This is a genomic window from Pseudomonas sp. J452 (assembly GCF_024666525.1).
Lineage (GTDB): Bacteria > Pseudomonadota > Gammaproteobacteria > Pseudomonadales > Pseudomonadaceae > Aquipseudomonas.
The window spans coordinates 1,706,472-1,726,219 of record NZ_CP088294.1 but is presented as its reverse complement, the minus strand read 5'-3'; the positions used below and the strand labels follow the sequence as shown (position 1 = coordinate 1,726,219).

15 protein-coding genes are annotated in these 19,748 nt (G+C 65.4%); 13 read left to right on the top strand and 2 right to left on the bottom strand.

Annotated features, from left to right (window positions below; translation table 11 throughout):
• Positions 1-18 precede the first annotated feature (18 nt).
• The 3 genes from mscK to LRS11_RS07765 all read left to right on the top strand — a co-directional run bounded on the left by mscK (position 19) and on the right by LRS11_RS07765 (position 5,839).
• Positions 19-3,375 (top strand): mechanosensitive channel MscK, encoded by a 3,357-nt coding sequence (mscK, locus tag LRS11_RS07775; protein ID WP_260496283.1) that lies wholly within the window; start codon positions 19-21, stop codon positions 3,373-3,375.
• Between the two features lie 85 nt (positions 3,376-3,460).
• The gene (selO, locus tag LRS11_RS07770; RefSeq protein WP_260496282.1) at positions 3,461-4,924 is read left to right on the top strand and encodes a protein adenylyltransferase SelO; all 1,464 of its coding nucleotides are present in this window, start codon (positions 3,461-3,463) and stop codon (positions 4,922-4,924) included.
• Between the two features lie 108 nt (positions 4,925-5,032).
• Positions 5,033-5,839, top strand: a complete 807-nt coding sequence (locus tag LRS11_RS07765; RefSeq protein ID WP_260496281.1) for an ABC transporter substrate-binding protein — start codon at positions 5,033-5,035, stop codon at positions 5,837-5,839.
• Positions 5,840-5,886: 47 nt separating this feature from the next.
• Here LRS11_RS07765 and LRS11_RS07760 read toward each other — a convergent pair whose 3' ends face one another.
• On the bottom strand, positions 5,887-7,152 hold the full coding sequence (locus LRS11_RS07760) for an MFS transporter (protein ID WP_260496280.1): 1,266 nt from the start codon (positions 7,150-7,152) through the stop codon (positions 5,887-5,889).
• Between the two features lie 214 nt (positions 7,153-7,366).
• Here LRS11_RS07760 and LRS11_RS07755 point away from each other — a divergent pair, with 214 nt between their 5' ends.
• The 7 genes from LRS11_RS07755 to LRS11_RS07725 all read left to right on the top strand — a co-directional run bounded on the left by LRS11_RS07755 (position 7,367) and on the right by LRS11_RS07725 (position 16,879).
• Complete coding sequence (locus LRS11_RS07755) at positions 7,367-9,157, top strand: SLC13 family permease (protein WP_260496279.1); 1,791 nt, start codon at positions 7,367-7,369, stop codon at positions 9,155-9,157.
• A gap of 116 nt (positions 9,158-9,273) precedes the next feature.
• Entirely contained in the window at positions 9,274-10,551 is a 1,278-nt protein-coding gene (locus LRS11_RS07750; RefSeq protein WP_260496278.1) for a bifunctional O-acetylhomoserine aminocarboxypropyltransferase/cysteine synthase, read from the top strand.
• A 59-nt stretch (positions 10,552-10,610) separates the two neighbouring features.
• Positions 10,611-11,045 (top strand): thioredoxin TrxC, encoded by a 435-nt coding sequence (gene trxC / locus LRS11_RS07745; RefSeq protein ID WP_260496277.1) that lies wholly within the window; start codon positions 10,611-10,613, stop codon positions 11,043-11,045.
• Between the two features lie 146 nt (positions 11,046-11,191).
• Positions 11,192-11,635: a PaaI family thioesterase gene (locus LRS11_RS07740; protein ID WP_260496276.1), complete on the top strand. Its 444-nt coding sequence runs from the start codon at positions 11,192-11,194 to the stop codon at positions 11,633-11,635.
• 129 nt (positions 11,636-11,764) lie between these two features.
• Positions 11,765-12,667: a transporter substrate-binding domain-containing protein gene (locus LRS11_RS07735; RefSeq protein WP_260496275.1), complete on the top strand. Its 903-nt coding sequence runs from the start codon at positions 11,765-11,767 to the stop codon at positions 12,665-12,667.
• A complete protein-coding gene (locus LRS11_RS07730; RefSeq protein WP_260496274.1) occupies positions 12,664-15,909 on the top strand; it encodes a response regulator in 3,246 nt (1,081 codons plus the stop codon). Before LRS11_RS07735 ends, LRS11_RS07730 begins: the two co-directional genes overlap by 4 nt.
• A gap of 175 nt (positions 15,910-16,084) precedes the next feature.
• The gene (locus LRS11_RS07725; RefSeq protein WP_260496273.1) at positions 16,085-16,879 is read left to right on the top strand and encodes a universal stress protein; all 795 of its coding nucleotides are present in this window, start codon (positions 16,085-16,087) and stop codon (positions 16,877-16,879) included.
• A 122-nt stretch (positions 16,880-17,001) separates the two neighbouring features.
• Here LRS11_RS07725 and LRS11_RS07720 read toward each other — a convergent pair whose 3' ends face one another.
• Positions 17,002-17,763, bottom strand: coding sequence for a ParA family protein (locus LRS11_RS07720; RefSeq protein ID WP_260496272.1), 762 nt, complete (start codon positions 17,761-17,763; stop codon positions 17,002-17,004).
• Between the two features lie 238 nt (positions 17,764-18,001).
• On the opposite strand from LRS11_RS07720, the gene LRS11_RS07715 reads away from it, so the two are divergent.
• Genes LRS11_RS07715 through LRS11_RS07705 form a run of 3 tightly spaced genes read left to right on the top strand, consistent with a single transcriptional unit; the run spans position 18,002 to position 19,741 of the window.
• On the top strand, positions 18,002-18,718 hold the full coding sequence (locus LRS11_RS07715; RefSeq protein WP_260496271.1) for a beta-ketoacyl synthase chain length factor: 717 nt from the start codon (positions 18,002-18,004) through the stop codon (positions 18,716-18,718).
• Positions 18,691-19,500 carry a 1-acyl-sn-glycerol-3-phosphate acyltransferase gene (locus LRS11_RS07710; RefSeq protein WP_260496270.1) on the top strand — a complete coding sequence of 270 codons (810 nt, stop codon included), beginning with the start codon at positions 18,691-18,693 and terminating at the stop codon, positions 19,498-19,500. Before LRS11_RS07715 ends, LRS11_RS07710 begins: the two co-directional genes overlap by 28 nt.
• Positions 19,481-19,741, top strand: a complete 261-nt coding sequence (locus LRS11_RS07705) for a phosphopantetheine-binding protein (protein WP_173209871.1) — start codon at positions 19,481-19,483, stop codon at positions 19,739-19,741. The genes LRS11_RS07710 and LRS11_RS07705 overlap by 20 nt, the downstream gene beginning before the upstream one ends.
• The last annotated feature ends 7 nt before the right edge of the window (positions 19,742-19,748 follow it).

The window sequence follows — 19,748 nt, the reverse complement described above, 5'->3', positions numbered from 1 at the left end:
GAGCCGCCCGAAGCGACCATGCCTGTATTACGCCCCTACCTCGCCGCCGCCCTGCTGGGCTTGTGTCTTCTTTCCGCTGGCCAGGTGGCTGCCGAGCCACCGAGCCGAGCTGCCGTGCAGCAGAGCCTCGATGGCCTGGCCGAACGCAAGCTGCCGGAAGCCGAGCAGAAGGCCCTGCAGCAGACGCTGGAGCAGACCCTGGCCTTCCTCGCCAACCAGGCCGACAGCGAGAAGCGCCTGAGCGACCTCAAGCGCCAGCTCAATGATGCGCCACGCCTGATCGGCGAAGCCCAGCGCGAATTCACCCGGCTCAAGGCCAGCCCGGTCAAACCGGTCAGCGAGCGCTATGGCAAGTCCAGCGCCGCGCAGCTGGAAACCCTGCTCAGTGAACGCACCAGCCAACTCTCCGGCTGGCAACAGGAACTGGCCGAGGCCAACAGCCTGCTGATTACCGCGCAGACCCGTCCTGAGCGCGCCCAGGCGGAAATCAGCAGCAACCAGACCCGCGCCCTGAAGATCAACAACATGCTCAAGGTCGGCAAGGATGCCGGCAAGCCGATCGGCCCCGAGCAACGCGACCAGCTCAGCGCCGAGCTGGCGGCCCTCACTGCGCTGACCGAGTTGCGCCGCCAGGAACTGGCCGGCAACAGCCTGCTGCAGGACCTCGGCAACAGCCGCCACGACCTGCTCACCGAGCGCATCCGCCGCCTGGAGCAGGAAAGCCTCGACCTGCAGTCGCTGATCAACGACAAGCGCCGCGAAAGCAGCGAGCAGACCGTCGCCGAGCTGTCGCGCGAGGCCGAGAAAGCCACCCCGGACAGCCTGCTGGCCAAGGAAAGTGCGGAAAACCTCAAGCTCTCCGACTACCTGCTGCGCGCCACCGACCGCCTCAACGAGCTGACCCGCCTCAACCTGCAGACCAAGCAGCAACTGGACAGCATCAACCAGGCCGACCAGGCCCTGGAAGAACAGATCGACGTGCTCCGCGGCAGCCTGCTGCTGGCCAAGATTCTCTACCAGCAGCAGCAGGCTCTGCCGCAACTGCAGCTGGACAAGAACCTGCCCGACCAGATCGCCGACATCCGCCTGTACCAGTTCGAGCTGAACCAGAAGCGCGACGCGCTGACCAACCTCGCCGAGTACGTCGATGGCCTGCTGGCCTCGCAGCCGCAGGAGCAGATCACCGCGGAGCTGCGCAAGACCCTGCTGGAGCTGGTCACCACCCGCAGCGAGCTGCTCGACCGGCTGAACCGCGAGCTGAATGCCCTGCTCAACGAGTCGATCACACTGCAGCTCAATCAGAAGCAGCTGCAGGTCACAGCCGGCACCCTGCGCAACACCCTCGAAGAGCAGATGTTCTGGATTCCCAGCAACAAGCCACTGGGCCTGGCCTGGCTGCAGCAGGTACCTACCCTGCTGGAGCGCCAGCTCAACGCCGTGCCGTGGGGCTCCGCCTTACGCGAGCTGGGCGCCGGCCTGCTCGACCGGCCGTGGCTGTTCATTCCCCTGCTGCTGCTGATCGGCACACTGATCTGGCGGCGCAGCTGGCTGTACGACAAACTCCGCGGCCTGCACCAGGACATCGGCCACTACAAGCACGACAGCCAGCTGCACACGCCGATGGCGATCTTCATCAATATCCTCCTGGCCCTGCCTGTCACCCTGTTCCTCGCCCTCGGTGGCCTGGCCCTGCTGATCGACGCGCGCGGGCAAAACGCCAATTTGGGCACCGCCCTGCTGGAAATGGCCCAGGCCTGGCTGGTGTTCTACACCCTCTACCGCATCCTCGCGCCGCATGGCGTGGGTGAACTGCATTTCCGCTGGGAGCGGCCACGGGTGGCCTTCCTCAACACCCAGGTACGGCGCCTGGGCCTGGTGGTCATGGCCCTGGTTGGCGTGGTGGCGGTGGCCGAACATCAGCCGGCGGCGCTGGCCGAGGACGTTATCGGCATCGGCGTGGTACTCAGCTGCTACGCCCTGATGGCCTGGCTGCTCGGTCGCCTGCTGCTGGCCGGGCCGATGCACCAGCGCTCCACCGCCTTTCGCGTGGTGGTCGGCGTGAGCTTCACCGCCCTGCCGATCGGCCTGTTCGTTGCCGTGTGCTTCGGCTACTACTACACCGCACTGAAACTCACCGACCGGCTGATCGACACCCTCTACCTGCTGGTGCTGTGGTTCGTTCTGGAAGCCGCCTTCGAGCGCGGCATGGCCGTGGCGGCCAGGCGACTGGCCTACGCCCGCGCCCTGAGCAAACGTCAGGCACAACCCAAGGACGGCCCGGAAGGCGAGGCCCTGGTGGAGGAGCCAACCCTCGACATCGAACAGGTCAACCAGCAGTCCATGCGCCTGATTCGCCTGGCCCTGCTCAGCGGCTTCGTGCTCTGCCTGTACTGGGTGTGGGCCGACCTGCTCAGCGTGTTCACCTACCTGGACAACATCACCCTCTACGAATACAGCAGCGGCAGCGGCGACGCGGCCACCATGGTGCCGCTCAGCCTGCTCGACCTGCTCGGCGGTTTGATCATCGTCGCCATCACCGTGGCCCTGGCCAGCAACCTGCCCGGCCTGCTGGAAGTGCTGGTGCTGTCGCGCCTGTCACTGGCCCAGGGCAGCGCTTACGCCACCACGACCCTGCTGTCCTATGCGATCAGCGGCATCGGCTTCGTCATGACCCTGTCGGTGCTCGGCGTCAGCTGGGACAAACTGCAGTGGCTGGTGGCCGCGCTGTCGCTGGGCATCGGCTTCGGCATGCAGGAGATCTTCGCCAACTTCATCTCCGGCCTGATCATCCTGTTCGAGCGCCCGGCGCGCATCGGCGACGTGGTGACCATCGGCAACCTGTCCGGCACGGTCAGCAAGATCCGCATCCGCGCGACCACCATCACCGATTTCGACCGCAAAGAAATCATCGTGCCGAACAAGACCTTCGTCACCGACCAACTGATCAACTGGTCGCTCAACGACACGGTCACGCGGGTCATCATCAAGGTCGGCGTAGCCTACGAGACCGACCTGCCGCTGGCGCGCAAGCTGATGATGCAGGCTGCCATCGAGAACCCGCGTGTGCTGCGCGAGCCTGAGCCGCTGCTGTATTTCCTCACCATCAGCGCCAGCACCTTCGACTACGAACTGCGCTTCCACGTGCGCGAGCTGGGTGACCGCAACGCCGCCACCGACGAGATCCTCACACGCATCGCCCTGAGCTTCCGCGAGCACAAGGTGGAGATGGCCTTCAACCAGGTCGAGGTGATGATCAAGAACCTGCATGGTGAGGAACTCAACCTGACCACCGGGCAGATGGTCGCGGCCACGGCTGCCGCCGATACCCAGCAGACCCCACTGCCGCCCGCCGCGCCCGCCATCGACCCGAAGTGACCACGTGCCGGTCAGGCGGACTGGCCGGCTGGACGCTCCGTGACAAAACCAAGCAAAATACTCGGAATTGTCGCGGAGCCCCGCAGTGAAAGCCCTCACCGACCTCGTTTTCGATAACCGCTACGCCCGCCTGGGCGATGCGTTCTCCAGCCACGTGCTGCCCGAGCCGATCGAGGCGCCGCGCCTGGTGGTGGCCAGCCCGGCTGCCATGGCCTTGCTCGATCTCGACCCGGCCGAGGCCGACAGCGAGGTGTTCGCCCAGGTCTTCGCCGGACACAAGCTGTGGAGCGACGCCGAGCCGCGCGCCATGGTCTATTCCGGGCACCAGTTCGGCAGCTACAACCCGCGCCTGGGCGATGGCCGCGGCCTGCTTCTCGGCGAGGTGGTCAACGCTGCCGGCGAATACTGGGACCTGCACCTCAAGGGCGCCGGGCAGACGCCCTGGTCACGCATGGGCGATGGCCGCGCGGTGCTGCGCAGCTCGATCCGCGAGTTTCTTGCCAGCGAATACCTGCACGCCCTGGGCATCCCCACCAGCCGCGCGCTGTGCGTGACCGGCTCAAGCACCCCGGTGTGGCGCGAGAAGCGCGAAAGCGCGGCGATGGTCCTGCGCCTGGCGCAGAGCCATGTGCGCTTCGGCCACTTCGAGTACTTCTATTACACCAACCAGCACGCGCAGCTGCGTCAGCTCGGCGAACACGTGCTGGCCTGCCACTTCCCCGATTGCCAGACGCAGCCCGAGCCCTTCGCCGCGCTGTTTCAAGAAGTGGTGGAACGCAACGCCGCGCTGATCGCCCACTGGCAGGCCTACGGCTTCTGCCACGGGGTGATGAACAGCGACAACATGTCGATCCTCGGCATCACCTTCGACTACGGCCCTTACGCCTTCCTCGACGACTTCGACGCCAACCACATCTGCAACCACTCCGACGGCAGCGGCCGCTACAGTTTCAGCAACCAGGTACCGATCGCCCAGTGGAACCTGGCCGCCCTTGGCCAGGCGTTGACGCCGCTGGTCGAGGTAGAACAACTGCGCGCCAGCCTGGAACTGTTCCTGCCGTTGTACCAGGCCCACTACCTCAGCCTGATGCGCCAGCGCCTGGGCCTGAGCAGCGCCGAGGACGGCGACGAGCAACTGATCCAGCAACTGCTGCAACTGATGCAGCAGAGTGGTGCGGTGGACTACAGCCTGTTCTTCCGCCGCCTGGGCGAGCAGGCACCCGAAGCAGCCGTGCGCCTGCTGCGCGACGACTTCGTCGACCGTAGCGCCTTCGACGCCTGGGCCGAGAGCTATTGCGCCCGCAGCGCACGCGAGGCTGGCAGCCAGGATGAACGCCGCACACGCATGCACGCTGTCAACCCGCTGTATGTGCTGCGCAACTACCTGGCGCAGCAGGTCATCGAGGCGGCGGAGAACGGCGACTACGCTCCGGTGCGCGAGCTACACGCGGTACTCAGCCGGCCCTTCGAGGAGCAGGCCGGCATGCAGCGCTACGCAGAACGTCCGCCGGAGTGGGGCAAGCACCTGGAAATCAGCTGCTCGTCCTGACGCAGCGGGTAAGGCGTAAGCCACCGCGCCACGTACACAGGCCAACTACACTGCAGCCCACCCCGTAGCTCGCAGCCCTGCCGTGAGTACGCCAAGGAAGCATCCTGTATGGCTACCCCGACAATCCGCCAAACCTGGTTCAGGCTACTGATCGGCTGCCTGCCCCTGCTGCCAGGCCTGGGCCAGGCCGCCGCGCCAGACTTGCTGGACAGCACCTATAAGGTCGCTTTTTACGAGGCCGGCTACCTTTACTCGAACGGTGCCGGCATCGACAAGGACGTGGTCGATGAGCTGAAGAACCGCGGCGGTTACAGCTTCGACTACCTCGAGCGGCCGCGCGCGCGGATCTGGAAGGAGCTAGAGGAAGGCTCGCTGCCCATGAGCGTCTCCGGCCTGCGCACGGCCGAGCGCGATGAGTTCGCCTTTTTCATTCCCTACATCGCGCAGAAGAACATGGCCTTGGTGACCGATGCCAAATACACCACGGCCGCTACCCTGCTACAGGACGAAACCGCCACAGCCGCAGTAGTGCGTGGGTTCAAACACGGCGCCTATTTCGACCAACTGATCGACAAGCTTCGCGCCGAAGGCCGAGTCAATGAAGTGCTGACGGCTCACAATCTGTTCCTCATGCTCAAAGCCGGCAACCGAGTCAGCCTCATCGTTTCCCAGCCGGTGTTCTACGTCAAAGAACTGGATGAGCTGGGGCTCAGCGACAGCGTCATCGTGCATGACTGGGAGCCGGAAAAGCCGCCGATTGCCCTCGGCCTGATCCTCAGCAAGGCGCACTTCTCGGAACAGGCCTACCTGGACATGAAAGCCCTGGTAGACCAGATGAAAGCGGATGGCACCCTCAGGGGCATCTACCTCAAGTACCTGACTCCGCAACAAACCGAGCAGGCCCTCAATTTCTAGCGCAGTGCGGCGCCGAACGCCTGCGGAACGCAACAAGCAGCTGCCTATCAGCCGCTCGTCGTCAGCGGCGCGACAGTTTCTCGCCTGACCCGCAGGAAGTACCACAGCACCAGCCCCAACATCGCCGCCGCCAGCACCCCGGCGCCGACAAACAGTGCCTGATAGCCGAGCAGCTTGGCCAGCACCCCGCTGCAGGCACCCACCAGGCCAGCCAGCAGAATCTGCGTGCTGGCCTGCAGGGTGAAGTCCGCTCCCTCATGCTCAGGGCGACACATGCTCATCATCACGGCGAACAGGGCGACGGTGGACATGCCATCGGCCACCTGCTCAAACAGGCACAGCGCATAGACCAGCAACGACTTGCCGCCCGCGCCGACCAGCAGCGCCATGCCGGCGAGGCCCAGCGCCTGCAGCGCGCCGAACGCCAGCAGCGAGCGCAGGGCGCCGAGGCGCGCATACAACAGGCCGCCGAGCAGCGCGCCGCCGATGCCGGCCAGGCTGCTGATCAGGGTCAGCTGGCCCAGCGCGGCGGTATCCCAGCCCTGGTCCACCAGCATCGGCTTGATCATCGGCGAGCCGAGGGCATCACCGAGCTTGAAGGTCAGCACCACCAGCAACCAGGCGAGCATGCCCGGTTGCGCCAGCAGGCCACGGTAATGGCGCAGTAGCAGGCCGGGGCCGGCCGGCTCGGCCAAAGCTGCGTGGCGCGGCAGCAACTGAGCCTCGCGGAAACGCCAGATCGGCAGGGTCAGCAGCAACAGGCCCACGGCCAGCAGGGCGATGCTCAGGTTCCAGCCCAGCGGGCCGATCAGCAACAGCAGGCCGCTACCGCTGGCGAGCATGCCGACCTTGTAGCCGCCCACCTGCAGGCTGTTACCCAGGCCGCGCCAGCGCGCCGGCAACAGGCGTACCGCCAGGCCATCGGTGGCCACGTCCTGGCTGGCGGCCGCCAGGTTGATCAGCAGCAGCAAGCCGAGCAGCAACCAGAACGCACTGCCGAACAGCAAGTGCGGTGCGAGCAGCGCCAAGCCAGCGAGACAGAGGATCACCGTGCCCTGCAGGGGCAGAATCCAGCCGCGATGGTGGCCGAAGCGCTGCGAGCCAATACGGTCGATCCACGGCGCCCAGAGCACCTTGAGCAGCCAGGGCAAGGCCAGCAGCTTGAGCAGGCCGATCAGCCCCAGATCCACCCCATGCTGGCGCAGCAGCACCGGCAGCGAATGCGCCACCAGGCCGGACGGCAAGCCCTGGGCACAGTACAGCGAAGCCAGCAGTAGCAAGGTGGCATTAGCGGGACGATCAGTAGCAGTCATGCATGGGCGCTCCGGAAAAAGGCGCCCAGCGTAGGTTGCCCGGGCGACGGGGTGCAACAGGCGGATCAGGCTTGGCTAACAAATCTAAATTGCATATAAACCTGCTTAAACATTCTTAGACTATCTAAGCGAAGCCCATTATCTTTTCGCCCCTGTGCGGCCGCCTAGCGCGTGCCCGATACCTCATACGAGATTCGCACGCTTAAGGAAGCCCATGTCCTGGGACTCACTACCCCTGATTTTCGTCGCTGCCCTGCTGGTCTGGCTGCTGGTTTCCTTCGTCCGCGAGAAGTGGACTCCAGACGTGGTTGCGGCCATCGCCGTGGCCGCCTTGCTGGTGTCACAGGTCCTCACCCCTGGCGAAGTGCTCGGCGTGCTGAGCAACTCGGCTCCCGCCACCATCGCCTGTATGTTCGTGCTGTCCGCCGCGCTGGAACGTACCGGCTGCATCGACGCACTGGGTAACTGGCTGGGTAATCTGGTCGGCGATGACCCGGTACGAATGCTCGCAGGGCTGATGATCACTGCCTTGGTCATTTCCGCCTTCCTTAATAACACCCCGGTGGTGGCCATCCTCACCCCGGTAGCGATCGCCCTGGCCAAGCGGGCCAACAGTTCGCCCTCCAAGCTGCTGATTCCGCTGTCCTTCGCCACCGTGCTGGGCGGCATGCTGACCATGATCGGCACCTCGACCAACATCCTGGTCGATGGCGTGGCCCGCAAAGCCGGCCTGGAGCCTTTCGGCATGTTCGAAATCACCCCGGCGGCGCTGGTGTTCTGCGTGGTCGGCTTCGTCTACCTGATGCTGTTCAGCAATCGCCTGCTGCCGGATCGCGACACCCTGTCCAAGCAACTGCGTCCCGATCTGGGTCGCACCTTCATGACCGAGCTGCTGGTGCCGCACGACTCGCCAGTGATCGGCAAGAGCCTGAGCGAAGCCCACCTCAACGGCGGCAGCGGCCTGCAGGTGCTGAAGATTTTCCGTGACCAGCAGGAACTGACCGAACCGGCCGGCGACACCCAGCTGCAAGCCGGCGACCTGCTGGTGCTGCACGGCCAGGTCAAGGACATGGTCGACATGCGTGAAAGCAACCGCCTGACCTTCAACCGCGGCGAGGCCTTCGAAACCGTCAGCAGCCACGACGTGATCCTCGCCGAGGCCATAGTCGGGCGCGGTTCGCGCTACAGTCACCGGCCGATGCGCGACCTCGACCTGACCGCGCGCTACGGCATCGCCGTGCTCGCCGTGCACCGCCAGGACGAGAACATCCAGGGCAACCTCGACGAACTGCAGCTGCAGTTCGGCGACGTAATGCTGGTCGAAGGCACGCCCGCACAGATCAAGCGCTTCGCCGACAACGGCGAGCTGATCAGCCTCAATACCGTGCAGGAACGCGCCTACCGCCGCGACAAGGCTCCGATCGCGATCATCGCCACCCTGGCCGTGATGCTGCTGGCGGCCTTCGAGCTGATGCCCATCGAAGGCCTGGCGATGATCGCCTGTGCCGTGGTGATCGCCACCCGCTGCCTGGATGTGGAGGATGCCTACAAGGCGGTGGACTGGAAGATTCTCAGCCTGATCTTCGGCATGCTCGCCATCAGCATCGCCATGGCCAAGGTCGGCCTGATCGACCTGATCGTCAGCCACACCATGGCGGCCATACCCAATGCCAGCCCGCTGCTGGTGCTCGGCTTCGTCTACTTGCTGACCACCATCCTCACCGAGATACTGTCCAACAACGCGGTGGCAGTGCTGGTCACCCCGGTGGCCATCGGCATCGCCCAGAGCCTTGGCCTCGACCCGCGGCCCTTCGTGGTCGCGGTCATGTTTGCCGCCAGCGTCAGCTTCGCCACACCGATTGGCTACCAGACCAACACCTTCGTCTATAACGCCGGCGGCTACCGTTTCAGCGACTTCATGCGCATCGGCATTCCGCTGAACATCCTCATGGTCGGCGTTGCCATGCTGGTCATTCCCATGATCTGGCCGCTCAATCCGGCATAACCGCCAACGAAAACGATCTAGCCTCAAGGCCCGGTTCATTGCCCCAGCGCATTGACCGGGCCTCTGCGTTTTCCCCATGCTGCGTTCCTTCCACTCTGCCCCGAAGGAACGCCCGCATGAAACTGGAAACCCTGGCCATCCACGCCGGCTACAGCCCCGACCCGACCACCAAGGCGGTGGCGGTGCCGATCTACCAGACCAGCTCCTTCGCCTTCGACGACACCCAGCACGGTGCCGACCTGTTCGACCTGAAGGTCGCCGGCAATATCTATTCGCGGATCATGAACCCGACCAACGCCGTGCTCGAAGAGCGCGTGGCGGCGCTGGAAGGTGGCGTCGGCGCCCTGGCCGTGGCCTCGGGCATGGCGGCCATCACCTACGCGATCCAGACCCTGGCCGAGGTCGGCGACAACATCGTCTCGGTGGCCAAGCTGTACGGCGGCACCTACAACCTGCTGGCCCACACCCTGCCGCGCTTCGGCATCCAGACCCGCTTCGCCGCCCATGACGACATCGCCGCCCTGGAAGCGCTGATCGACGACAAAACCAAAGCGGTGTTCTGCGAATCCATCGGCAACCCGGCCGGCAATATCGTCGACCTCGCCGCTCTGGCCGCCGCCGCGCACCGTCACGGCGTGCCGCTGATCGTCGACAACACGGTGGCCACGCCGATCCTCTGCCGGCCGTTCGAGCATGGCGCCGACATCGTCGTGCACTCGCTGACCAAGTACATCGGCGGTCACGGCACCAGCATCGGCGGCATTGTGGTCGACTCCGGCCAGTTCCCCTGGGCCGAGCACAAGGCGCGCTTCCCGCTGCTCAACACCCCGGACCCGTCCTACCACGGCGTGACCTACACCGAGGCCTTCGGCCCCGCTGCCTTTATCGGCCGCTGCCGCGTGGTGCCGCTGCGCAATACCGGCGCGGCGCTGTCGCCGTTCAATGCCTTCCTCATCCTGCAGGGCCTGGAAACCCTGGCCCTGCGCATGGAGCGCCACTGCGAGAACGCGCTGAAGGTCGCGCATTACCTGCAGAAGCACCCGCAGGTGGCCTGGGTGAAATACGCCGGCCTGCCCGATCATCCCGAGCACGAGCTGGCCGTGCGCTACATGGGCGGCAAGCCGGCCTCGATCCTCTCCTTCGGCATAGTCGGCGGCCAGGCTGCCGGGGCGCGCTTTATCGATGCGCTGCAGCTGGTGGTGCGCCTGGTGAATATCGGCGATGCCAAGTCGCTGGCCTGCCATCCGGCCTCGACCACCCACCGCCAGTTGAATGACGAGGAGCTGGAGCGCGCTGGCGTGCCGCGCGACATGGTGCGCCTGTCGATCGGCATCGAGCACAGCGACGATATCCTCGCCGATCTGGCCCAGGCACTGGACGCCGCGGCGGGCTGATCGCCCTTGATATCCGCGCAAGCGACTCCAGATTAGGCATACCGTCTCTGGAGTCGCCCATGTCCAATCCCCTGCTGATCCCCTGCCCGCACTGCAACGGCCTCAACCGCATTCCCGGCGAACGCCTGGGCGATGCACCGCGCTGCGGCCGCTGCAAGGCCGAGGTACTGCCGAGCAAACCCTTCGAGCTGACCCAGGCCAGCTTCGATGCACAGAACAAGGGCGACCTGCCGCTGCTGATCGATGTCTGGGCCAGCTGGTGCGGTCCCTGCCGCAGCTTTGCGCCGATCTACGAACAGGCCGCCAGCCAGCTGCAAGGGCGCTGCCGCCTGAGCAAGCTGGACAGCGAAGCCAACCCGCAACTGTCGGCGGAAATGGGCATCCGTTCGATCCCCACGCTGATCCTGCTCAAGGGCGGCGTAGAGGTCGCTCGGCAGAGCGGCGCCCTGCCTTTGCCGCAACTGCTCGGCTGGTTGCGCCAGCACGGTATCTGAGAGCCACGTAGGGTACGCCGCACGCACTAGGAGCCAGCCACGGAGCACAGCCTGAGCGAATCGGTCAGCCCCGACGAGCACCGCTGTCATTGCCGCGCCCCCGGCAGACGCTAGGCTGGCGGCATCTCCCAGCAGGAATGCCGCCCATGCCACTGCCCGCCGAAATGGCCCGTGTCTTTACCGAAGAGAAGATCGACTTCGTCAAACGCAGCGGACTCAAGGCCGAGCTGCTGGAGCCCGGCCATGTGCGCCTGCGCATGCCACTGCAGGGCAACCAGAACCATATCGGCAGCATGTACGCCGGCGCCCTGTTCACCCTGGCGGAAATCCCCGGCGGCGCTCTGTTCCTCACCAGTTTCGACGTGCAGCGCTTCTACCCGGTGATCAAGGAACTCAACCTGCGCTTTCGCCGCCCGGCCAGCAGCGACATCCTGGTCGAGGCCAACCTGAGCGCCGAGCAGATCGCCAGCATCCAGGGCGAAGCCGAGCGCGAGGGCAAGGCCGAATACCGCCTGGAGCTGCAACTGACCGACAGCAACGGCGAGGTCGTCGCCATCAGCCAGGCGCTCTACCAGCTGCGCCGGCACTGACAAGCCGTTCTGAGGCGGGATAAGCCATGCAACCGCCGACAGAGCAGCTACCCTCATGGAACAGCGCCCTGGCGGTATGCCGCCCCATCGTTCAACCACCACAGCAGGACGCTGAAGGACCGGCTGGACATGCAACGCTTGCGGCGTCTCTTCCCTCTGTTTCTGCTCGTACTGGCCAGTGCCCGGCTGGCGGCCGCACCGCTGCAACTGGAACCGGAGCTGCAGCAATGGCTGGCCAGTCACCCGACCATCAACTGGGCGGCCGAGGCCGACTACGCGCCGTTCATCTTCGTTGACCCACAGCACCAGCCCCACGGGCTCTCCCATGATGTGCTGCGCGCCCTGCAGGAGCGTCTCGGCCTGCCCCTGCAGCAACAGCCGGCGCTGCCCCTCAACGAACTGCTCGACCAGGCCCGGCGCGGCCATCTCGACCTGCTCACTTCACTGCGCCCGACCGCCGAGCGGGCCGCCTACCTGGCCTTCACCTCGCCCTATGTAGAGGTGCCCACGGTGCTGGTAGTGCGCGGCGAACAGCGCAACAGCCTGACCCTCAAGCAACTGACCGGCATGCGCGTGGCCGTGGGTGACGGCTATGCGGTCGAGCGTTTTGTCCGCGACAGCTATCCCAGCGTGCAATGGCTGGCCCTGCCGACCGACCGCGCCGGCCTGCAAGCCCTGCAGAAACGCCAGGTGGCCGCGGCGGTGATGGACCTGGGTAGCGCCAGCTACCTGCTCAAGGAAGAGGCCTTCCAGGGCCTGCAGATTGGTACGGGGATCGGCTTCAACTACCCGCTGAGCTTTGCCTACCGCAAGGACTGGCCCGAACTGGGGCGCATCCTCGAAGCCGGCCTGCACTCCCTCAGCCTGGCCGAGCGCGAGGAGTTGATGCAGCCCTGGCTGGAGCAGCTACCCGGTGCCAGCAAACAGCCCGGCAGCCTGCTCCTCGCCGCAGTTGCTGTGGGCCTGCTGGCGCTCACCGGCCTGCTGGTATTTTTCGCCTACCGGCGCCAGCGGCGCGCCCAGCCATCATGAACAGCCGCCAGCCGCCTCTGCTGCGTGAAGCCCTGCTGCTGGCCCTGTGCTACGCCAGCTCCGCCCTGCTGGCCCTGTACCTGACCCGGCAACCGTCGAGCATGGCCAACCTGTGGCCCGCCAACGCCATCGTCTGCGCCTTCCTGGTCATGCATCCGCTACGCCGCTGGCCATTGCTGCTGCTGGCCGTAGCCCTGACCAACATCGCCTGCGAGTTGCTGTTTGGCGACCCCCTGCGCATTGCCCTGTATTTCACCGCGGCAAACCTCTGTGAAGCCACCCTGGCCGCCTGGCTAGTGCAACGCTGTGGCCTGGCCAGCGCGTTCACCGACAACCCGCGGGCACTGCTGGCCGTACTGCTCAATGGCTGCTTCTGGCCGGTCCTCGCCGGTGCCAGCCTGGGCGCCCTGCTACTCGGCCAGGGACACATGGGCAGCTACCGCGACCTGTGGCTGGGCTGGTTCGCCAGTGCCTGCACCGGTGCGGTAGCCGTGCTGCCGCTGGCGCTGATCTGGCGCCAGCGTGGTAGCGCCGCCCTGCTGGCAGCGCTCGACCCACTGCTGACCCCGGCGCTGCTGATGCTGAGCATGGGTGTAAGCATCCTCGCGCTGCTGTTCCTACCGTTCCCGTTCGTCTACCTGAGCGTGCCGCTGATCTTCACCGCGCTGTACCTGAACGTGATCAATGTCGCCCTGTTCAACCTCTGCGTAGCCCTGCTGGTCAGCGCCCTGCTGTCATTCGGCTACTTCCTTCCGCCGCCATTCATTGCCCAATGGCAGAACCTGCTGCTGTACCTGCCGATCCTGGTGGTCATGCTGCCGGCCCTGCTGCTGGCGAGCAGCCTGCAGCAGGCGCGCCTGCGCGAGAACGACTTCCGTGTCAGCGAACAACGCTTCCGCGGCGCCCTGGCGTTTGCCGGCACTGGCGTGGCCCTGGCCAATGCCCAGGGGCAGATCTGCGAGGCCAACAGCCGCCTGTGCGAGATGTTCGGCTACCCGCGCGCGCAACTGCTCGGCATGCACCACCTCGACCTCAGCCACCCCGATGACCGCACCAGCAACCACGACAAGCTCGCCGAACTGCTGGCCGGCGAGATTGCCTACTACGCCCTCGACAAACGCCTGCTGCGTCACGACGGCCAGCCGTTCTGGGCGCATGTCACCGTGGCGCGCCTGCCCGGCCATGCCGGCGCCGACGAGCTGATCGTGCAGATCGACGACATCCACGACAAGGTCGAAGCCCAGCACAAGCTCAACCTGCTGCGCATCGCCGCGGAGAAAGCCAACCGCACCAAGAGCGAGTTCCTCGCCAACATGAGCCGGGAGATCCGCACCCCGATGAATGGCGTGCTGGGCATCGCCCACCTGCTCGGCAACACCGAGCTCAACGCCACCCAACGCAAGTACCTGGACATGCTGCGCGATGCCGGCAAGTCGCTGCTGGCGGTGATCAGCGACATCCTCGACTTCTCCAAGATCGAGGCCGGGCGCCTGCAACTGGAGCCGGTGCAATTCGAACTGCAAGAGCTGCTGCGGCAGATGGCCTCGCTGATGACCCTGCTGGCCGGCAATCGCGATGTGGAACTGCTCATCCAGGTGGCGCCCGACGTGCCGCAACAGCTGCAGGCCGATCGCCAGCGCCTGCAGCAGGTGCTGGTCAACCTGGTCGCCAATGCCATCAAGTACACCCAGCAGGGCGAGATCGAACTGCGCATCGAGCGGCAAGCCTCTGGCGAAGAGCAGCAGCTGCTGTTCAGCGTCACCGATAGCGGCATCGGCATGAGCCAGACCCAGCTGAACAACCTGCACGAGGTGTTCACTCAGGAGGACGCCAGCCAGTCGCGGCGGCACGCCGATGTCGGCCTGGGACTGGAGATCAGTGCCCGCCTGGTGGAACTGATGGGTGGGCGCATGGATGTGCGCAGCACCCCCAGCCAGGGCAGCGCCTTTCAATTCAGCCTGCCGCTGGCCACACTCGACGAACCGCCCCTGCCGGATCTGCCCGAGCAGCTCCACGGCCTGCGTGTGCTGCTGGTGGATGACAACCAGAAAAGCCGGCAGATCCTCCAGCAGTTGCTCGAGAGCCTGCACTGCCGGGTCGACCAGGCCGACTCCGGTTCGGTGGCGCAACTGCTGTTCCAGCAGGCCGACACGACACAACAACCCTATGACCTGCTGCTGGTCGACTGGAACATGGCCGAACTCAACGGCCTGCAAACCCTCGCCCTGCTGGCGCAGAGTTCGGCCACAGCCCTGCCACCCAGCCTGCTGATGGTCAACGCCTTCGCCCGTGAACACCTCACCAGCAATGGTCGCCAGCTACCGGTCAGCGATCTGCTGCTCAAGCCGGTGACCCGTTCCAGCCTGCTCGGCGTGCTGCAGGAAACCCTGAGCCAGCCGAACACGGCGGCAGACTCCCGCGAACCGGCACCGCGGCGTGAACTGCAGGCCATGCGCATCCTGTTGGTGGAAGACAACCTGATGGACCAGATCGTGACCCAGGGCATCCTCGAACAACAGGGTGCCCGCTTGACCCTGGCCAGCGATGGCCGGCATGCCATCGAACTGCTGCGCCAGCAACCCGAGGCCTTCGACCTGGTGTTGATGGACGTACAGATGCCGGGCATGGACGGCATCACCGCCACCCGCATCATTCGCCAGGAACTGCGCCTGCGCCTGCCGGTGCTGGCCATGAGCGCCGGCGTCAGCCATGCCGAGCGCGACGAGTGCGAGCGGGCGGGCATGGACCTGTTCATCGCCAAGCCGGTGGATGTCAGCGCCCTGCTGAGCAACCTCAAGCGCCTGCGCTATACCCCCGGCGACCTCAAGTCGATCAGCCCCCACCTGCCATTGCCCGGCGAAAGCTCGACACTGCTGGCCGTGGACACCCTCGACCTGCTCTGCACGGTCAACCCACAGATGAACCAGACCCTGCGTGCGCTGGTGAAGGAACTCATCACCCGCGGCAACGAGCCGCTCCGGCAAACCACCAAAGCCCTGCAGGAGGGCCGCGAGGCCGACGCCATCGGCCTGATCCACAACCTGCGCGGCAGCCTCGGCAGCCTCGGTGCGGTCAGCCTGCCGCCCATCAGCCTGCGCCTGGAAGACGCGATCCGGCGGGGCGATCAGGCGCAGATCGAACTGCAGCTGCAACTGCTGGACAACGAGCTGGATGGATTGCTGCGCGCCTTCGACGACTGGCTGCGGCAGAAGACTCTCGGCCGGCAGGAAACCATCGGCTAATGCAGCAGCACAGCAAACTTGCCGGCGCACGGAGAAAAGCCCCGCACAATTGAAAAACCCAGACGCACGGGACTTGCCGTAGATCAAAAGCAGGTCTAACAATGGGAGTCAGATTAAGAACCCAATAGAGGTTTTACAGCGTGGCGGGAGTTCGCTGCGCGGAGGGGAACACCAGATGATCAGACACATCCTTATTGCCCACGACCTGCGCAGCACTGCCGACCTCGCCCTACGCCGCGCCACGCAACTGGCCCGCCAGCACAATGCCCGCCTGACCCTGCTGCATGTCCTCGACGGCGGCCTCAGCCAGACCGAACAGGAGAAGGTCCAGCAGAGCCTGGACAACAGCCTTACCCAGTTCGCCCCACCCGGCTGTGAGCTCAAGCTCTGCCACGGCAAGCCATCCGACGCCGTGCTGGAGCAGGTGCAACTGCTCGGTGCCGACCTACTGGTACTGGGCGCCCACCACCAGCGCCACGAGTTTTTCTCCGGCACCACCCTCGACCGTATTGCCCGGCGCTGTACGGTGCCGCTGCTGCTGGTGGCCCGTGACGAAGCGACGCCCTACACCAGCGCGCTATCGGCCCTGGATTTCTCCCTGTGTGCCTGCACCGCACTCAACCGCGCCTGCCAGCTGTTGCCGGCCGAGGCCAATATCCATGCCCTGCATGTCTTCGAGCCGCAGAAGAAGCAGGCCGACAGCGCCACCCAGGTCGCCACCCAGCACGCCCTGATCGATCAGCTGATTGCCGACGAGACCCAGCAACTGCCGCCTGGCAGCCCGAGTCTGTCCTATGAAATCAAGCAGGGCGGCATCCTCCGCGGCCTGCAGGAATGCATCAACACGCGCCAGCCGCAGTTGCTGGTACTCGGCTGCCATGGTCGCGGCGCGCTGTCCCAGGCCCTGCTCGGCAGCCTGGCCCAGCACTTTTTGCACAAGGCACCGTGCGACATCTTCGTGGTGCGCTGAAAGCCAGAACGTAGGGCGGGTGCAACCCGCGCCACCGAAGCCAGACCGGACACGCGGGTTGCACCCGCCCTACCTAACGAAAAAGGCGCCCTCAGGCGCCTTTCTTGTATCTGCGGGATAACTCAGCTTTCCAGCAACCGGTGCAGCTCGACGAACTGCTGGGTCAGCTTGTGGCTGCGGTCCAGGTGGATCAGCGGAATGCAGGCCTGATGCGACTCGCGCATGCGCACCGAGCTCATCAGGTTGACCGGCAGTACCGGCAGGCCTTCCTCGATCAGTTCATCGAGCAGTTGCTGCGGCAGGGTCGCCCGTGGCTGGAACTGGTTGACCACGATGCCTTCGACTTCCAGACCCTCGTTGTGGTCTTCCTTGAGCTCCTCGATCTCGCGCAGCAGGCCGTACAGGGCCTGACGGGAGAAGCTGTCGCAGTCGAAGGGAATCAGCACGCGATCGGCGGCGATCAGTGCGGAAACGGTATAGAAGTTCAATGCCGGCGGGGTATCCAGGTAGATCCGGTCGTATTCCTCGCCCAGCTCTTCCAGCAGTTTGCGCAGCTTGTTGATCTTGTGCTTGGCCTCGAGCTTGGGCTGCAGATCGGCCAGCTCGGCGGTGGCGGTGACCACATGCAGGTTTTCGAAAGGCGTCTCGTAGATGTCTACCGTGCCTTTCTTGGCAAACGACGACAGCGACTGTTTGAAGAACTCGGCGATCCCCATGGGGATATCGTCGCCGGTCAGGCCGGTCAGGTAGTGGGTCGAGTTGGCCTGGGCATCCAGGTCGACCAGCAGGGTGCGATAACCCTCCGCTGCACTTACCGCTGCCAGGTTGCAGGCAATGCTGGACTTGCCCACACCGCCCTTCTGGTTGAACACCACTCGCCGCATGACACACCTCCCTGAGCCCGAATGGGGTGGATTCTATGCAAAGCGCATGACAAGGGCGAGGAATTCGCAAAATCGGGCAAAAAACCGCCTGGCGCCTCAATTGTGTCAAAGTTTGCACAGGTCGGGCCGGGACGGGATAATGCCGGCACCTCGCCATGACCCCGGCCGCAATTCCACTGCCGGCGGGGGTTTCGCCGTAGACAAGGAAGGCCGCAAGGGGCCAGGAAGAGTGCGCCGCGTGACTTATTTCAAGATCGATCAATGGCGCGCCTGGGCACCTGGCCTCGACACCGTGGACGATTGGCAGGCCTGGCAACAGGCGCCTTTCGCGCCCGCTGATGAAGGCCAGCAGCCGGATGTCAGTTTTCTCCCCGCCATGCAGCGCCGCCGCCTGAGCCGTCTGGCGCGCATGCTGTTCCATGTGTCCTGGCCCATCGCCGAGACCCAGGGCCCGCTGCCGCTGGTGTTCGTCAGCCGCCATGGGGAAACCCCGCGCACCCTGAACATCCTCGCCGACCTGGCGCGCAACGAGCCGCTGTCGCCGACCCAGTTCAGCCTCTCGGTGCATAACGCGATCATCGGCCTGTGGTCGATCCTGCGCGCCGACAGCAGCGAAATGAGCGCCCTGGCTGGCGAAGGCGATGGCCTCGAACAGGGCCTGTTGGAAGCCGCCAGCCTGCACGGCGACGGCGCGCCCGCCGTGCTGCTGGTGGTCGCCGAAGAAACCCCGCCGGCGCTGTACGCGCCCTTCATCGACGACGTGCCGTTTTCCTATGCCGTAGCCCTGCTGCTTACCCCCGGCAACGACTGGCAACTGCGCCTGCAGCCCGGCAGCGGGCCGCGCAGCACCTGGCCCCATGCGCTCGAACTGGTTCGCGCCCTGGGCAACGGGCAAACCTCCCTGCACCACCACTGGAAGAACAGGCAATGGACATGGTCTCGCAACACGGCCTGAGCCCGCGCAGCGCGCCCTACCTCTGGCGCCTGTTCGCCACGGCCGCCAGCTTCAGCCTGTTCGGCATCGGCGGCGTGCTGCTGCGCGTGCTGGTGTTCCCGCTGCTCGCCCTGCTCCCCGGCGACGCCCTGACCCGGCGCACCCGGGCGCGCGCGGTGGTCAGCTGGACCTTCTACAAGTTCGTGCGCTTCATGTACCACAGCGGCGTACTGACCTACGAAGTCGAAGGCATCGAGCGCCTCGGCCGCCCCGGGCAGATGGTGATCGCCAACCACCCCTCGCTGATCGACGTGGTGGTGCTGATCGCCTTCATCCGCGATGCCAACTGCGTGGTCAAGCAGAGCCTGTGGGACAACCCGAGCATGCGCGGACCGATCCGCGCCGCCGGTTTCATCAGCAACAGCGGCAGCATGGACATGCTCGACGAGGCCGCCGGCGCCCTGCAGGAAGGCCAGACCCTGGTGATCTTCCCCGAAGGCACGCGCACCACGCCGGGGCACAACCCCGAGTTTCACCGTGGCGCCGCGGCCATTGCCGTGCGCGGCGCGCGCCTGGTGACCCCAGTGGTGATCAGCGTCAGTCCGACCACCCTGACCAAGGCCGAGCCCTGGTACAGCATTCCGTCGCGCCGTTTTCACTTTCGCCTGCGTGTGGGCGAGGATATCGACCCACAGCAATTCACCGCGCAGGCCCCGCTGCCCATCGCCTCGCGCAAACTCAACGACCACCTGCACCAACACTTTATGAAGGAGCTCGCAACAGATGAGCGATCTGCAAACTGAGATCAAGAACCTGATCATCGAAGCCCTCGGCCTCGAAGACATGGTGGCCGAAGACATCGCCGCCGACCTGACCCTGTTCGGTGACGGCCTGGGCCTGGATTCGGTGGACGCCCTCGAGCTGGGCCTGGCGATCCAGAAACGTTTCGGCATCAAGATCGACGCCGAAGCCAAGGACACCCGCCAACATTTCGCCAACGTGGCCAGCCTGGCTGCCTTCGTTGCCGCGAAAAAGGTTGCCTGAGGACGCC

Bases quoted from the DNA above. Each gene is read 5' to 3' on its own strand.
- LRS11_RS07705 (WP_173209871.1), top strand. From the start codon at position 19,481: ATGAGCGATCTGCAAACTGAGATCAAGAACCTGATCATCGAAGCCCTC.
- LRS11_RS07725 (WP_260496273.1), top strand. From the start codon at position 16,085: ATGATCAGACACATCCTTATTGCCCACGACCTGCGCAGCACTGCCGAC.
- LRS11_RS07750 (WP_260496278.1), top strand. From the start codon at position 9,274: ATGAAACTGGAAACCCTGGCCATCCACGCCGGCTACAGCCCCGACCCG.
- LRS11_RS07755 (WP_260496279.1), top strand. From the start codon at position 7,367: ATGTCCTGGGACTCACTACCCCTGATTTTCGTCGCTGCCCTGCTGGTC.
- LRS11_RS07720 (WP_260496272.1), bottom strand. From the start codon at position 17,763: ATGCGGCGAGTGGTGTTCAACCAGAAGGGCGGTGTGGGCAAGTCCAGC.
- LRS11_RS07710 (WP_260496270.1), top strand. From the start codon at position 18,691: ATGGACATGGTCTCGCAACACGGCCTGAGCCCGCGCAGCGCGCCCTAC.
- LRS11_RS07740 (WP_260496276.1), top strand. From the start codon at position 11,192: ATGCCACTGCCCGCCGAAATGGCCCGTGTCTTTACCGAAGAGAAGATC.
- trxC (WP_260496277.1), top strand. From the start codon at position 10,611: ATGTCCAATCCCCTGCTGATCCCCTGCCCGCACTGCAACGGCCTCAAC.
- mscK (WP_260496283.1), top strand. From the start codon at position 19: ATGCCTGTATTACGCCCCTACCTCGCCGCCGCCCTGCTGGGCTTGTGT.
- LRS11_RS07765 (WP_260496281.1), top strand. From the start codon at position 5,033: ATGGCTACCCCGACAATCCGCCAAACCTGGTTCAGGCTACTGATCGGC.
- LRS11_RS07735 (WP_260496275.1), top strand. From the start codon at position 11,765: ATGCAACGCTTGCGGCGTCTCTTCCCTCTGTTTCTGCTCGTACTGGCC.
- LRS11_RS07760 (WP_260496280.1), bottom strand. From the start codon at position 7,152: ATGACTGCTACTGATCGTCCCGCTAATGCCACCTTGCTACTGCTGGCT.
- LRS11_RS07730 (WP_260496274.1), top strand. From the start codon at position 12,664: ATGAACAGCCGCCAGCCGCCTCTGCTGCGTGAAGCCCTGCTGCTGGCC.